This is a genomic window from Pedobacter agri PB92, from assembly GCF_000258495.1.
Classification (GTDB): Bacteria; Bacteroidota; Bacteroidia; order Sphingobacteriales; family Sphingobacteriaceae; genus Pedobacter; species Pedobacter agri.
In genome coordinates this window covers 1-14,630 of sequence record NZ_AJLG01000123.1, presented here as the reverse complement: position 1 = coordinate 14,630, position 14,630 = coordinate 1, and the positions used below count along the sequence as shown (strand labels likewise).

At 37.1% G+C, this 14,630-nt stretch carries 15 protein-coding genes and 1 pseudogene; 5 read left to right on the top strand and 11 right to left on the bottom strand.

What is annotated here, in order from left to right:
• The 4 genes from ON09_RS16710 to trpD form a co-directional block, all read right to left on the bottom strand.
• Positions 1–244 (bottom strand): tryptophan synthase subunit alpha (locus ON09_RS16710; protein ID WP_010602209.1); only part of this gene is annotated, 244 nt, incomplete at its 3' end.
• Positions 245–321: 77 nt separating this feature from the next.
• Positions 322–1,503 (bottom strand): tryptophan synthase subunit beta, encoded by a 1,182-nt coding sequence (trpB, locus tag ON09_RS16705; protein ID WP_010602208.1) that lies wholly within the window; start codon positions 1,501–1,503, stop codon positions 322–324.
• A 198-nt stretch (positions 1,504–1,701) separates the two neighbouring features.
• Positions 1,702–2,343 (bottom strand): phosphoribosylanthranilate isomerase, encoded by a 642-nt coding sequence (locus ON09_RS16700; RefSeq protein WP_010602207.1) that lies wholly within the window; start codon positions 2,341–2,343, stop codon positions 1,702–1,704.
• Positions 2,343–3,329: an anthranilate phosphoribosyltransferase gene (gene trpD, locus ON09_RS16695; protein ID WP_010602206.1), complete on the bottom strand. Its 987-nt coding sequence runs from the start codon at positions 3,327–3,329 to the stop codon at positions 2,343–2,345. The genes ON09_RS16700 and trpD overlap by 1 nt, the downstream gene beginning before the upstream one ends.
• 212 nt (positions 3,330–3,541) lie before the next feature.
• Here trpD and ON09_RS16690 point away from each other — a divergent pair, with 212 nt between their 5' ends.
• The gene (locus tag ON09_RS16690) at positions 3,542–4,489 is read left to right on the top strand and encodes an ion channel (RefSeq protein WP_010602205.1); all 948 of its coding nucleotides are present in this window, start codon (positions 3,542–3,544) and stop codon (positions 4,487–4,489) included.
• A 48-nt stretch (positions 4,490–4,537) separates the two neighbouring features.
• On the opposite strand, the gene ON09_RS16685 is transcribed toward ON09_RS16690, so the two are convergent.
• From ON09_RS16685 to recR, 4 genes are all read right to left on the bottom strand, one after another.
• Positions 4,538–5,374, bottom strand: a complete 837-nt coding sequence (locus tag ON09_RS16685; RefSeq protein WP_010602204.1) for an alpha/beta hydrolase — start codon at positions 5,372–5,374, stop codon at positions 4,538–4,540.
• 195 nt (positions 5,375–5,569) lie between these two features.
• A complete protein-coding gene (locus ON09_RS16680) occupies positions 5,570–6,388 on the bottom strand; it encodes an SDR family oxidoreductase (protein WP_010602203.1) in 819 nt (272 codons plus the stop codon).
• A 32-nt stretch (positions 6,389–6,420) separates the two neighbouring features.
• Positions 6,421–7,164, bottom strand: coding sequence for a phosphatidylinositol-specific phospholipase C/glycerophosphodiester phosphodiesterase family protein (locus ON09_RS16675; RefSeq protein WP_010602202.1), 744 nt, complete (start codon positions 7,162–7,164; stop codon positions 6,421–6,423).
• Positions 7,164–7,781: a recombination mediator RecR gene (gene recR, locus ON09_RS16670; protein ID WP_010602201.1), complete on the bottom strand. Its 618-nt coding sequence runs from the start codon at positions 7,779–7,781 to the stop codon at positions 7,164–7,166. The genes ON09_RS16675 and recR overlap by 1 nt, the downstream gene beginning before the upstream one ends.
• A gap of 141 nt (positions 7,782–7,922) precedes the next feature.
• On the opposite strand from recR, the pseudogene ON09_RS16665 reads away from it, so the two are divergent.
• From ON09_RS16665 to ON09_RS16650, 4 genes and pseudogenes are all read left to right on the top strand, one after another.
• A pseudogene (locus ON09_RS16665) lies at positions 7,923–9,432 on the top strand (sodium:solute symporter).
• Positions 9,433–9,450: 18 nt separating this feature from the next.
• Positions 9,451–10,158 carry an LOG family protein gene (locus ON09_RS16660; protein ID WP_010602200.1) on the top strand — a complete coding sequence of 236 codons (708 nt, stop codon included), beginning with the start codon at positions 9,451–9,453 and terminating at the stop codon, positions 10,156–10,158.
• Between the two features lie 136 nt (positions 10,159–10,294).
• Entirely contained in the window at positions 10,295–10,795 is a 501-nt protein-coding gene (locus tag ON09_RS16655) for a hypothetical protein (protein ID WP_010602199.1), read from the top strand.
• 24 nt (positions 10,796–10,819) lie between these two features.
• Positions 10,820–11,314, top strand: a complete 495-nt coding sequence (locus tag ON09_RS16650; RefSeq protein ID WP_010602198.1) for a hypothetical protein — start codon at positions 10,820–10,822, stop codon at positions 11,312–11,314.
• Between the two features lies 1 nt (position 11,315).
• Here ON09_RS16650 and arsC read toward each other — a convergent pair whose 3' ends face one another.
• From arsC to ON09_RS16635, 3 genes are all read right to left on the bottom strand, one after another.
• Positions 11,316–11,660 (bottom strand): arsenate reductase (glutaredoxin), encoded by a 345-nt coding sequence (gene arsC, locus ON09_RS16645; RefSeq protein WP_010602197.1) that lies wholly within the window; start codon positions 11,658–11,660, stop codon positions 11,316–11,318.
• Positions 11,661–11,668: 8 nt separating this feature from the next.
• Positions 11,669–12,259 (bottom strand): DUF502 domain-containing protein, encoded by a 591-nt coding sequence (locus ON09_RS16640; protein ID WP_010602196.1) that lies wholly within the window; start codon positions 12,257–12,259, stop codon positions 11,669–11,671.
• Between the two features lie 116 nt (positions 12,260–12,375).
• Positions 12,376–14,630: bifunctional UDP-N-acetylmuramoyl-tripeptide:D-alanyl-D-alanine ligase/alanine racemase (locus ON09_RS16635; protein ID WP_010602195.1), on the bottom strand; the 2,255-nt coding region annotated here is incomplete at its 5' end.

Here is a 14,630-nt window from a genome sequence, read left to right as displayed (position 1 = left end):
ACGTACACACTAAAAGTAGCTTCAAAGTCATGCCCTGGTCTAAAGATTTTTTGCTGCTAGCCTGTATCACCGGACCATCGGCAACAGGGTCTGAGTACGGAAATCCAATTTCCAACATGTCTGCACCCGATTTCTCTAAAGCCTCGGCAATCTCGATAGTATCCCCAATGTTTGGATAACCGGCGGTATAATAAATTGATAATATATTTTTCTTCGTTTCGAAGAGTTGTTTAATTCTGTTCATATAACCCCAACCCCTAAAGGGGCTTTAATTGTTTATAAAAAACCACGCTAAAAAGTCCCCTTTAGGGGATTTAGGGGTTATAAATTAAAATATTTAATATAGGTATCCAAATCCTTATCACCTCTACCCGACAAGCAAACTACTACATTTTCGCCACCTTTAAACTTCATTTTTTCGAGGTAAGCCAATGCGTGTGCACTTTCAATTGCAGGAATAATGCCTTCTAATTGAGTAAGTAATAAGCCTGCATCTAAACTTTCTTCATCAGTAATGGAAACATATTCACCACGACCGCTTTTAAATAAGTGTGCATGTTGAGGGCCAATTCCCGGATAATCCAAACCTGCTGAAACCGAATGGGGTTCTACTACCTGACCATCTTCTGTCTGCATTAAAATACTTCGGCTACCATGTAAAACACCTTCTTTACCCAAATAAGTGGTTGCTGCAGAAAATCCACTTGATACACCTTTTCCAGCAGCTTCAACGGCAATGAGTTTCACATCTTCATCATCCATAAAATGATAAAACATACCCATGGCGTTACTACCGCCACCCACGCAAGCCAAAACATAATCAGGCTGGTCGTTGCCAGTTTGTTCTATTAGCTGCTTTTTAGTTTCTTCAGAAATGATGGATTGAAAAATCGCTACCATATCTGGATAAGGATGCGGACCAACCACAGAACCGATAATGTAATGTGTATCAACAGGATTGTTAATCCAGTCACGCATGGCTTCGTTGGTTGCATCTTTTAAGGTTTTACTACCAGAACTTGCTGGAACAACCTTTGCACCCAACATTTTCATGCGGGCAACATTTGGCGCCTGACGCTCAATATCGACCTCGCCCATGTAAATTACACATTCCAGGTTACGCAATGCACAAACGGTAGCCGTTGCTACACCATGCTGACCAGCACCTGTTTCGGCGATGATTCTTTTCTTGCCTAACTTTTCAGCCAGCAAAATCTGTCCGATGGTATTATTGATTTTATGTGCTCCGGTATGGTTCAAATCTTCTCTTTTCAGGAAAATATTCGCACCATATCTTTCAGATAACCGATTCGCTAAATATAATGGCGACGGACGACCCACGTAATCTTTTAATAATTGATGAAATTCTTCCTGAAAATCGGCATCATCAATAATCTTCAAGTAGTTTTGACGCAATTCTTCTACGTTTGGATAGAGCATCTCTGGGATGTATGCGCCACCAAAATCACCGTAATATCCTTTTTCGTTTACTTTGTATTTCATATTTATTTTATTATCCAAGAGTTAAAACCGATGGTAATGAATGATCAAATCTTTTATTATTTGCTGTCACATTGAGCTTATAGAAATACATTAATTTCTTCGACAAGCTCAGAATGACAAGCTGTTTATGAGGCAAGAAGAATCTGTTAATTATTGACAACAGGTTTTCATCACTTACAGATACTTCGAGCTTCAGTATTACAGTGTGGTATTCAATTTTACAACAAATGCCTTAATCTTCTCTACATCCTTAACACCTGACTCAGTTTCAAATCGGCTATTTATATCTAACGCATATAACCGCTCATCTTTTATTGTTGAAATGGCTTCTGCATGTTCCAAATCAATCCCTCCACTTAGAAAGTAAGGTTTATCGTATTTATAATCTTTTAAAATTTTCCAGTCGAATGTCTTTCCTGAACCGCCGTGTGCTTTTGTCTTCGTATCGAACAGGAAATAATCTACCATGTCCACATAACCATTCAGCTGAGTAAAATCAAAATCTTCATCTACACCAAAAGCCTTAATGACTTCCAAACTTGAAAAAGTAGATTTTAATTCGCTGCAATATTCTGTCGACTCACTTCCATGTAATTGAACAGCTTTTAACTGATATAGATTTACTTTTTTCTTAACAGTTTCCAAATCTTCATTTACGAATACACCAACCGCTTTAATCTCTGATGGAATATATTTAATTAACTCTGCCGAAACATCACTAATAAACCTTGGCGATTTCTCATAAAATATGAACCCCAAATAATCAGGTTGCAAGCTGGCAACGGCAGCAATGTTCGCCGCGAACTTCATTCCGCATACCTTTAATTTTAAACCATTCATCAGGCTACTAATTTTTTAAAGCTTTCTAACGCTTTTTTACTCATTAAAGATTCTTCCGCTTCGTAAAAGCAATCTGCAAAAGTCGCACTTGGCTTAATGGTTTTTATGGCTAAAGCCGAGTTGCAAAGCACTACATTGTTTTGAACATCGGTTGCTTCGCCATTTAGTACATTCATAAAGATTTTAGCTGATGATTCTACCGTATCACCACCTTTAATATCGTTCACCGCAACCTTATCAAAGCCCATATCATTCAAAGTTAAAATGCTCTCACCTTTGTTGTTAAATGTTTTCACATCGCAGGTAAGTGAAATTTCATCATAACCTTCCAGTGCATGCACAATGGTATAGCTTTTAGTCGTATCCTGATATAAATAATTGTATAAACGAGCCAGTTCCAGGCTGAAAACGCCAACCATCTGATATTTCGGTTGTGATGGATTAACCATCGGACCTAACATATTAAAAAAGGTTTTAATACCTAAATCTTTTCGTATTGGTGCTACTATTTTCATAGCCGGGTTAAAAAGCGGTGCATGCAAAAAGCAAATTCCTGCCGTATCAAGGTTACGCTTTAGAACATCCTGGTCGTTTGTAAAAGAATAGCCTAAATATTCCATCACGTTCGAAGAACCGCAGCCTGAAGAAACACCATAATTTCCGTGTTTTGCCACTTTATGGCCGGCGCCGGCCACTACAAAAGAGGAAAGCGTAGAAATATTGAACGTATCCTTTCCATCGCCACCAGTACCACAAAGGTCAATTAATTCGAAATCAGAAAAGTCAGTTTTAACACCTAAATCCAACATCGCATCTCTAAAACCTTGCAACTCTTGCACCGTAATATTACGCATGGCGTAAGCCGTAATAAATGCCGCAATTTGAGAAGAATTAAATTCACCCTGTGATATAGAAATCAGGATGTTTTTAGCCTCTTCCCTACTGAAACTCTTGTTTTCGAATAAATGGTTCAATATCTTTTTCATACTAATTTCCAGAAAGCCCATAAAAAAAAGGATTGCTTTTTGGGCAATCCTTTTCATCGTTTATAAAATATTTTAAAATATATAACAACAGAATTTGCCTAACGAATTTCGTTATGCCACCACCAATTGTTATTTAAGTTTTTAATTATCATTTTTGTATAAAACAAATATTGATATAGTTTTTTATAATTCCAAAATCTTTTTAAAAATACATGGCTTTCTTTAAAAGAAAAGTACAATTTAATGATGATTTAGGTTTCGGCTCTGTTCCGGTAATCAAAAATCAACGCGTTTTAAACACCGATGGCACACCAAATATAGAGCGTACTGGCTTACCTTGGTTCAAATTCGACGATACCTACACCCGTTTGGTTACCATGAGTTGGCCACGTTTCTTCACCGTCATATTAATTGCCTACCTCATTGTAAATACACTTTTTGCCGTTGCGTACAACATCATCGGAATCGAAAATTTAGACGGTGCAAAAGGCGTAACCCTCCGCGACCAGTTTTTCGATGCATTCTTTTTCTCGGCCCAAACCATTTCAACCGTAGGTTATGGTCATATATCTCCACAAGGATTTATCACTAGCGTACTCGCGGCTTTCGAAAGTATGCTGGGCTTATTGGCTTTTGCATTAGCAACCGGACTATTGTATGGTCGTTTCAGCAGACCAACATCAAAGGTATCTTTTAGTAAAAAAATGGTTGTTGCGCCCTACCAAAACCACACAGGTTTAATGTGTCGATTAGTAAATTTGCGAAAGAATTCTTTAATAGATGTAGAAGCACAGATGTATATGACGTTTAACGAAACCGTTGATGGAAAACTAAAACGGAGCTTTTACCCACTGCAACTGGAACGAAGTAAAATTAGCATGCTCTCGCTGAACTGGACATTGGTGCATCCAATTAATGAAGATAGCCCAATTTTCGAAAAAAGCCTTGCAGAATTAACCCTTGCAGAGGTAGAGATTTTCGTAATTTTAACTGCTTTTGATGATACTTTTGCACAAACCATTCATGCCCGTACCAGCTATCAGGATGAGGATATTGAGTGGAATGCAAAGTTTAAGATTATGCATTATCACAATGAAGCAGGCAAAATGGTAATGGACTATAGCTTATTTGACCGCACGGAAAAGGTAGTGATCGGTTAAACACAAAGTGTTTTATGCTAATCTCGGAAGATTTAAAATCTTTTTTGACTATGTAAATTTATTAACAAATTCCACAATTGCTTTATACAAAGCATTGGAACCAAATATCATCTGGCTAATCATTGGCACATGACTTTTACCCTTAACTTCGTTAATTTCTACAGCAACCTTATTGGCTGTTAGTTTTTCATATAATCTTGGGGTTTGTATTTTTATGGCATCATAAGTTTTCCCGCCGTAAAAAAGCAAATGTGGGTTTTTGATATTATTCACATAATCCAATGGAGATGCCCGCTTCCAAACTGCAGGCTGGTCGGTAAAAGTTCTTAAGAAATCATAATAATAATTATCCTTTTCTGCTGATGTTAAATACTCAAAAATATCTAAGCCAAAAGGATCATTCAGAATCATTCCCTTAATTGGATTTTTAATTCCAGCTAGTTGAAAGTATTTTGGATCGGAATTGATTAATTCACCCAGGTGTGCACCAGCGGAATGCCCCATCACAAAAATTTTATCGCCACTGGCCTGATAATTTTCAATATTTTCCCTAACCCATTTTACCGCTAAAGCACAATCTCCAGCCATTTTTTCATATTGAGCCGTGGGCGCCAATGGATAATTGATAATTACAGTTACAATACCTTTCCTTGCAAAGTTTCTGCCTAACCACCAATACGTTTCCTTTTTACCACTGCTCCAGGACCCGCCGTGAATAAAAACCAAAACTGGTTTATTCGCTATTCCATCGTTTTTATAAAAAATGTTTAGTGTATTTTTAACTTCGGTATTGCCAGCGTAGTTAATATTTTTTGCTGTTTTTACCTGCGCAGAAGATAAAATAGTTTGGAATAAGAGCATTATTGGTAACAGTTTCTCAAGCATATTGAAGCTTTTTCTTTTCAACAATAAATTAACGAAATTGTTGGGGTAGCGGATTTTCTTAAAATAAGTGATGGATGATGGAAGATAGAAAATGGATAATGGACAATGAATCATAAAGCCATCACGTATCCTACATCAAACATCTCAACCGATATTTAAAATTCCATTTTCCATGTTACATCTTACATTTAATCTTTATGCTTTTATCAAGGGGTTTTTCTCTTTAGCGAATAAGTCGAAAACCTTTTGATCTACAAAAGCTGGAAATAACTTATTCATCCATACGGCTAACTTCCCTTGCCCCGTCATGATTAAAGTACGTTTACGCTTTTCAATGCCGTTGGCGATGATATTGGCTACTTCTTCTGATGTCATCATCTTGCCCTCATCCATGCTGGTTTCTCCATGTGCTGCCCCATCTTTCGAAAGTGCAGTAACTCTGATATTAGAAGCGGTAAATCCCGGGCAAGCCACCAAAACATTTACACCAGTTTTTAAAAGTTCAGTACGTAACGATTCCATAAAGCCATTCATGGCAAATTTAGAAGCCGAATAACCTGTTCTTCCTGGCAATCCGCGATAACCTGCGATAGAAGAAATTCCAACTACCGTTCCTTTGGTTTTTAGGATCTCAGGCAAGGCGTATTTTGTGCAATAAACTGTTCCCCAAAAGTTTACATCCATCAGGTTTTTTAATACTGATAAATCTAAATCATTAAATAAGGCACGCATGGATAGCCCAGCATTGTTCACCAGGACATCAATCTTTTGAAAAGAAACCAAAGTTTGTTTAATAATCAATTCGCAATCTGCTTCCTTACTTACATCTGCTTGAACAGCTACCGCTCGGATGCCATATTTTTTCTCCAGGTTAGCTGTGATTTCGCAAAGTGTAACATATTGGCGAGCTGCCAAAACCAAGTTGGCACCACGCCTGGCGAATTCTTCGGCACAAGCTTTGCCAATTCCGCTAGATGCGCCTGTAATGATGATGACTTTATTTTTTAAATCCATTTTTTTTAAGTATAAATAGCAAGACCTGATCCTTATTGTAATTGTATATTAAAATAATTACTTGCTTTGGCTACCTGATCTGTGTTTATGATGTCGGCACCTAAATCATATAATAATTTCCAGCAGGCCTGGTGATCTGGAGCACCCCAAAAACGAAAAGGCTTCCCTATTTCATGCGCATGATCAATTAAAGCTTTTAACCGAGCTTTGTCTGTTTCCGGAATTTCGCCAACACCTTTCCATTTTGAATATTTAGCAAAATTATCGCTGATCATCGTGATTTTTTTTAAATCTGCTGAATGATAATTTACATCTGGCACACCGTCAAAACCTACCACATTGAAAGAATGAAACGTAGAATCTGGCGGGCGGTTACCACTGATGACAATGGTGATTTTTTTATTTCCTTTGGATAAATATCGTTTAAAAGGTTTTAAAGCCTTTTCTAACACAGGGTAAGTTATTGCCCAGCTATCTTTGAAATCAATCATCAGCTGAAAACTATAAAGTTCTTTTGTTTGATACAATTCAGCAATTGGTTTTAGGTAAAGCTTTTCCAGCGTATTTCCAGCCTTAATTTCCTTTTTGCTGTGTGCTAAGATTAAAGAATCGCCCACCACAAAAACATCTGCCTCGATAGAAAATGCTTTATTTGCTACCGCATCGTAAAATGGCTTTGAATGAGTGTAATCGTTGTGCGAATGGATTTTAACTTGCGCAGTTGAATCGAAAGTTAAAATCAGCAAACAAAAAAATACTATAATTTGCTTCGCCATTATTTCATCATTGCATTTTCATAAGGTACACGGGTAATAATTGAGCGGCCGAGTGTAATTTCATCCGTATATTCCAATTCTCCACCAAAAGCGATTCCTCTTGCAATGGTAGTAATTGGAATGTTGAATTCTTTTAATCTTTTATACAGGTAAAACAATGTGGTATCACCTTCCATATTTGGGCTCAAAGCTAAAATCACTTCCTTTATCTCACCGGTAGAAACCCGCTGAACTAACCCATCGATGTATAAATCTGTAGGACCTATTCCATCCATGGGCGAAATTAATCCACCGAGCACATGGTATACACCGAAATACTGACCTGTATTTTCAATTGCCATTACGTCGCGGGTATCTTCCACCACGCAAATCGTTTCCTTATCCCGCTTATGCGAGGTGCAGATTTCACAAATGGTATGATCAGAAATATTATAGCAAATACTGCAATTCTTAATTTGCTGTTTTAGCTTAATCAAAGTATTTCCAAACTGGTTAACTTCCTCCTGTTCTTTATTTAACAGATGTAAAACTAGTCTTAACGCTGTCTTTTGCCCTACACCTGGTAATTTCGAAAATTCGTTTACCGCATCTTCCAGCAGTTTGGATGAAAAATTCATGATGCAAAAATATGAAATAGTTGTTTGGTTTTTTAGTGCTTTGGTTTTTTAGTTATTTTGTATCTGAACCAAAAAACTAACAATTTAACCAGCCAAACAACTAATATTAATTTCTTACATTTATCAGCTTAAAACCAAATTATGTCACCAACTATACTATTATGCTTTTTAATCGGCTACTTTTTATTGCTGATTATTATTTCATTTGTCACTTCTAAAGATTCATCTGATAATAACTCATTTTTTGTTGCCAATAGAAATTCAAAATGGTACTTGGTAGCCTTTGGAATGATTGGCACAGCGCTTTCTGGCGTTACATTTATTTCAGTTCCGGGAGAAGTTGGTGCCCCGGCAGGTAATCAGTTTCAGTATTTTCAATTTGTTTTGGGGAATGCGGTTGGCTTCATTATTATCTGTACCGTATTGCTTCCGCTTTATTACCGAATGAGATTAACATCCATTTACAGCTACATAGAACAACGTTTAGGCTATTATAGCTACAAAACTGCGGCATCGATATTTTTGCTGAGCAGAACCCTGGGTTCAGCCACCAGACTTTATTTAGTAGTTATTGTTCTGCAACGTTTCATATTTGATAATTATGGTGTTCCATTCTGGTTAACCGTATTAATTTCGCTTGCATTAATTTGGTCGTACACTTTTAAGGGCGGTTTAAAAACCATTATCATTACCGATACACTGCAAACATTCTTTTTAGTGCTTTCGGTTTTCCTGACAATTTATTTTATCTGCAACAGCCTAAACTTTAGTATTCCTCAGGCTTTTGAAACCATTAAAGACAGTAGTTATTCTAAAATATTTTTCTGGGATGATTTCTTAACCAATAAATGGTATTTCAGTAAACAATTTATTGGTGGTATTTTCGTAACCATTGCAATGACGGGTTTAGACCAGGATTTGATGCAGAAAAACTTGAGTATGAGCACAATTAAAGAGGCACAGAAAAACATGTTCACTTTTACCGGTGTGTTTGTAGTGCTGAATGTATTTTTCCTGAGCGTTGGTGCTTTATTGTATATTTTCGCTGCAAAAAATGGAATCGATATCCCTTTAGATCACATCACCGGAAAGCCAAGAACCGATTTACTCTTCCCAGAAATTGCTTTGAACAACCTCGGTGCAGTGCCCGCAATTATATTTATGTTAGGCTTAACGGCTGCTACCTTTGCTACTACAGACTCGGCCCTGACGGCATTAACAACATCTTTTTGTGTCGACTTCTTAGGCATGGATAAGAAAGAAAATATTAATGCGGAAAATGCCGTTAAAAAAACGCCATACCGTTCACATTGCATTTTCTATTCTGATGTTTTTGGTAATTATTGTAATAAATGCCCTGAACAGTTCATCAGTTGTGAGTTTGATTTTTACTATCGCCTCATACACTTATGGACCACTTTTAGGCCTTTATAGTTTTGGTTTATTTGTAAAAAACAGAGGTTTACGCGATAAATTAGTTCCAATTATTTGCATTTTATCGCCTTTTTTATGTTACTTGCTTTCAAGCTATTCCAAAGAAATATTGGGTGGATATGTTTTTAGTGTCGAACTGATTTTGATTAACGGTTTGATCACCTTTATCGGTTTGCTCTTCATCAGCAAAAAAACTGATGCGCAAACCAAATTTTAATATAAGAATACAGTATATATGACGAGTGAAGAAAAAATTAGAAGTGCTTTTGAAAACAAAGATTGGCAGGAAATTAAAGTAACCGATTCCTGGCAGATTTTTAAAATAATGGCCGAGTTTGTAGATGGCTTTGAGAAACTGGCTAAAATTGGTCCATGCGTTACCATTTACGGATCTGCCCGTACTGCAGAAACAAATAGATACTATCAATTAGCAGAACAATGCGGTAAGTTATTAACTGACCGTGGTTATGGTGTAATTACCGGTGGTGGTCCTGGTATTATGGAGGCTGGAAATAAAGGTGCTTACAGCAATGGCGGTAAATCAGTTGGTTTAAATATCGAATTACCGTTTGAGCAATTTCATAACAAATATATCGATCACAATAAATTGCTGGAGTTTGACTACTTCTTTGTTCGCAAGGTAATGTTCATGAAATATAGTCAGGGTTTTGTGGTACTTCCAGGTGGTTTCGGAACCATGGATGAGCTTTTTGAGGCTTTGACATTAATTCAAACAGGTAAAATTGCCCGTTTCCCAATTGTGCTTTTAGGCAAGGATTACTGGAGTGGCCTGATCGAGTGGATTAAGGGAACCATGCTACAAAAAGAGCATAACATACACGAGGAGGATTTAAATTTATTCAGACTGGTAGATACTGCTGAAGAAGCTGCAGAGCATATCTTTAGGTTCTACGATAAATATGTATTGAAGCCTAACTTCTAAAGCTTTAGTGTCTGGGTTTAATTTTAAATTAATAATATTAATAGGTGTTTGTTTCCACAAGCACCTATTTTTTTTATGACAAATCTCCGTTGTAACAAGTTAATAAATCTGCTATCTAAACTAAAACGCAACTCAAATGGCAAAGTACATTAATTGGAAAAGCAATTGGTTTAACTCGAATTTTGAACTGTTTGTTGATGGTATACAGAAGGGTGCAATTAAATTTAATAGCTGGACAAGCAATGCGGAAACCGTATTTGAAGATCAGCATTATTTATTTACCAATGTTGGTTTTTGGCAATCGAAAACAAATGTGATTGATAGAAAAACGAATGAACTGATCGCCATTATTACTTATGATAGCTGGAAATCGAAAGCCATCATCAGCATGAAATCGGGCGAACAATATGAATGGAAACCAACAAGTTTTTGGAAATCAGAATGGATTGTTTCCAACTTTAAGGATGCAAATGTGTTATATAGAACAAATGGCAAATCGGGAACGATCTCGTCAGACTCGGATAACAAATTGCTGATTATTGCTGGATTGTTTATCAAACAGATTTATAACAAAAAAGCAGCTGCAGTGATTGCATGTTTTATGCCCATCATGGTTGCAACAATTACCAGGAATTAAACAAATTACAATTTACCCTGTGGTATGGAAAAAATATTAAATTGGAGAAAAGGGTTATTTGATAGTAATTATCAGGTATTTGAGCAGGCGTATTTAAAATTTTCGTTGAATTTTAGTCCATTGAAAAATACTGCAATTGCCACTACCCAAAAAGGAATTTATTTATTACGAAGCGACGGTTATAGCAATCCGGAAACCAAACTTTTTAACAGTAATCATGAAGTTCTGGCCACCATCCGGTATGATTGGATGGCGTTTAAAGCAAAAATCATTCTAGCAAGCGGAGAAAATTTAGATTGGAGTTTCCAAAACAGCTGGTTAAGCAGGTGGACATTGAACAACCATTTAGACAAACAAATTATTTACAATTCCTCATCAAGCAGTGGATTAATTCACAGCAATGCAGATGATGAACTATTGATTTTTACTGGTTTATTTATTCGTGAATATTATACCAGAATTATTTACGGAATGGTTTTATTTGTACTCTTCTTATCGTTTGTAAGAAACATTTTTTGAACTATTTTAGGAGTTCGTTAATCTTTTCCAACGGTCTGGCTACAACAGCCTGGTTTCCTGAAACTACAATTGGCCTTTCTATTAGTATTGAGTGCTGAACCATAGCTTCCAACCAGGCCTCATCACTTAAAGATTTGTTCTTGTACTTTTCCAGGTAAATTTTTTCTGTTTTACGAATAAGTTCAATGGGTTTAACGCCTAACTTTTCAATCAGCCCCTTTAACTGCAATAAATCTGGGGGAGTTTCCAAATAATAAATTACTTCAAACGCCTTTCTACTAGTTTCAAGAGCCTCTAAAGCCTGGCGACTTTTCGTACATCGGTTATTGTGATAGATCTGAATCATAAAATGAGTTAAAGGCCACTTACACCGCCACTTACCACCAGCTTCATTGCATCTGCTGCACTCATATTTAAGTCTTTCACCTTATCACGTTTTACAATGCATAGCTGACCTGCAAATGAGTAAGATAATGGAAAATAAACTGCCACATCATCTGGCAGCTCCAGTTTATGTAAATCATTTTGAGTAAGAAAACCGATCTTTTTCAAACCGCCTTCAACCTCTACCAACACAGGATGATTAAATTTCTTTTCATCGCCTACAAAAGCTTCAGTTAAATCTTTAATAGATGAGTAAATGAAATTAAGCAAAGGTAATCGGTGCATTATCCGCTGAAACCAGTTGTACATGGGTTCGGTAACCAGGTTGGTTACAAAAATTCCTGCCGCTAAAATGATCGTAAGTACCGTGAGCAAACCTAAACCCGGAATGTTTCTGCTTTCTCCTGTTTTCGGGTTTACGCCTAAAATATTATTTATGTTCAACCAGCTATCTACAGTAGTAACTGCCCAAACAACAATGAAAATACTCACTGCAATGGGTACAACAATTAATAAACCTTTAATCAGATAGTTTAAAATAGCTTTCCCGACTTTATTCATGCTGCAAACTTAGCTAAAATTCGGCAAATCGGTTGATTGTTAAATTGCGTAATCGTTCAAAATATCGATTTAAAAGCATCTTAAAAATTTCAGCGATATCACAACTGATTACTGTGTTATTCATAGAAATAAACCCGCTTTACCCGCTGAGAGATATTGGTAAGTATTTCGTATGGAATGGTGCCAACGCCCTCGGCGAGTTGCATGATGGTATGATCCTGATTAAATACAATTGCCTCATCACCAGGCTTTACATCAATGCCGGTAATATCAAGCATAGTCATATCCATACAGATGGAACCAATTGTAGGCACGAGCTGACCATTGATCAACATTTTCCCGACACCATTTCCAAATGCCCGGTTATAGCCATCCGCATAACCAATTTTTACGGTTGCGATTTTCCCGCCGTAAGGCATTACACCTCTCCTGCTATATCCTACTGTTTCACCTGCTTTTAAATTCTTTACTTGCGTCACGGTAGTTTTGAGTGTCATTACGGTTTGTAGTCCGCGGTTGTTAGTTAATGCGGCATCAAAGCCGTACAAACCTATGCCCAAACGCACCATATCCATTTGGTTGTTAGGCCAGCGACTTATGCCCGAAGTGTTCGCAATATGTAGTAATGGCTTGTAGCCCAGAGCAGCAATTAACTGACTGGCGATAAGACAAAATTTTTCAATCTGTTGTTGAGTAAATCCATCGTGTTCAGCTTCTCCACTGGCAACAAGATGCGAAAAGATGCTTTTTACATTTAACCGCTGAGAACCGCTCAATAACAATAATAGTTTCTCTATTTCATCAGAATCAAAGCCGAGCCTGTGCATACCACTATCAATCTTGATATGAATCGGGTAATCGAATTCGTAATCTGACAATGAATTTAAAAAACTATCTAAAATTTCCAGGCTGTAAATTTCGGGTTCTAAACGATATTTGATAAGGGCTTCGAAAGCAGATTCTTCAGGGCTCATGACCATAATGGGCAATGTAATCCCTGCTTTCCGCAAAGCGATACCTTCATCTGCGTAGGCAACTGCCAAATAATCAACTTTATGGAATTGCAATAGATTTGCAATTTCGAAGCTACCACTACCGTAAGAAAACGCTTTTACCATAGCCATAATTTTAACACCCGGCTTTATTTTCGAGCGATAAAACTGCAAATTACCTACCATCGCATTCAAATCGATCTCCAAGACAGTATCGTGAATTTTCTGGGTGAGCAGCTTACTTATCCTTCCAAAATCGAAACGCCGGGCACCTTTAACCAATACCGTTTCATGGCTAAATTGCAACCCTGGAAAAGCATCTACAAAAGCGTTTGTATCATCAAAAAATTGCGTTTCAAACTTGAAAAGTTCGGCATATTTAGAAATATGCGGTCCAATACCAATTAACCTGGAAACTTTTTTCTGGGCCAATAAATCCGCAATTTCAGTATATAAATCCAGGTCATCCCGGCCGGTTTCAAATAACTCAGAAAGAATAACCGTTTTCTTTGGATGCTGATTTTGCTGATTTAAAAAGTCCAGCGCTATCGCCAGTGAGGAAATATCTGCGCTATAGGAATCGTCGATAATAGAACATTGGTTAATACCATTCTTCAGTTCCAACCGCATACTTACGTGACTCAGTTTTTCTAAACGTTGGTCAGCCTGTTCAGGCGAATATCCCAAAGCAAGCAAAGTTGCCCAGCATATCATACCATTTTCTATGGATGCTTTATCTTTAAAAGGCAGCATGCATTCTATCTCTCGGTCTTGGTAGATGGCTTGCAGATAACAATTTCCCTCAATTGGTTCAATAGCTATAATCCTCAAATCTGCAGCTTGAGAACTGCTCCAGCTAAAATGTTTTTTGCCTGGCAAATCTTTTAAACTGATGTCTGACACATATTCAGGAGAATAAATCAATAGATCAGCAGCTTTGAATAATTTAAGTTTTTCTATTAATTTTTCTTTTTTAGAATTGAAACCCTCAGCATGTGCTTCGCGAATATTGGTCAAAATCCCAATTTGAGGTCTGATTATACTCGCCAATGTTTCCATTTCATCAACGGCAGAAATTCCAGCTTCGAAAATACCAAGGTCATGATCTGCATCAATCTGCCATACAGAAAGCGGCACACCAATTTGTGAATTGAAACTTTTGGGACTTCGAACAATATTATAATCTGCAGCCAGAAGCTGATACAACCATTCCTTCACAATCGTTTTCCCATTGCTTCCCGTAATGCCGATGGTTTTTAAATTAAAATGGTTTCTATGAGCAGTGGCCAGTTTTTGTAATGCCTCCAAAACATCATTTACAATTATGAAATTGCAATCTGGATATTCGCTGAGATATTTTTCTTCGGTAGTGTGTACGT

Coding starts and splice junctions, on each gene's coding strand:
- ON09_RS16655 (WP_010602199.1), top strand. CDS start 10,295: ATGGCAAAGTACATTAATTGGAAAAGCAATTGGTTTAACTCGAATTTT.
- trpB (WP_010602208.1), bottom strand. CDS start 1,503: ATGAAATACAAAGTAAACGAAAAAGGATATTACGGTGATTTTGGTGGC.
- recR (WP_010602201.1), bottom strand. CDS start 7,781: ATGAATTTTTCATCCAAACTGCTGGAAGATGCGGTAAACGAATTTTCG.
- ON09_RS16700 (WP_010602207.1), bottom strand. CDS start 2,343: ATGAATGGTTTAAAATTAAAGGTATGCGGAATGAAGTTCGCGGCGAAC.
- ON09_RS16650 (WP_010602198.1), top strand. CDS start 10,820: ATGGAAAAAATATTAAATTGGAGAAAAGGGTTATTTGATAGTAATTAT.
- trpD (WP_010602206.1), bottom strand. CDS start 3,329: ATGAAAAAGATATTGAACCATTTATTCGAAAACAAGAGTTTCAGTAGG.
- ON09_RS16690 (WP_010602205.1), top strand. CDS start 3,542: ATGGCTTTCTTTAAAAGAAAAGTACAATTTAATGATGATTTAGGTTTC.
- ON09_RS16680 (WP_010602203.1), bottom strand. CDS start 6,388: ATGGATTTAAAAAATAAAGTCATCATCATTACAGGCGCATCTAGCGGA.
- ON09_RS16675 (WP_010602202.1), bottom strand. CDS start 7,164: ATGGCGAAGCAAATTATAGTATTTTTTTGTTTGCTGATTTTAACTTTC.
- ON09_RS16640 (WP_010602196.1), bottom strand. CDS start 12,259: ATGAATAAAGTCGGGAAAGCTATTTTAAACTATCTGATTAAAGGTTTA.
- ON09_RS16660 (WP_010602200.1), top strand. CDS start 9,451: ATGACGAGTGAAGAAAAAATTAGAAGTGCTTTTGAAAACAAAGATTGG.
- arsC (WP_010602197.1), bottom strand. CDS start 11,660: ATGATTCAGATCTATCACAATAACCGATGTACGAAAAGTCGCCAGGCT.
- ON09_RS16685 (WP_010602204.1), bottom strand. CDS start 5,374: ATGCTTGAGAAACTGTTACCAATAATGCTCTTATTCCAAACTATTTTA.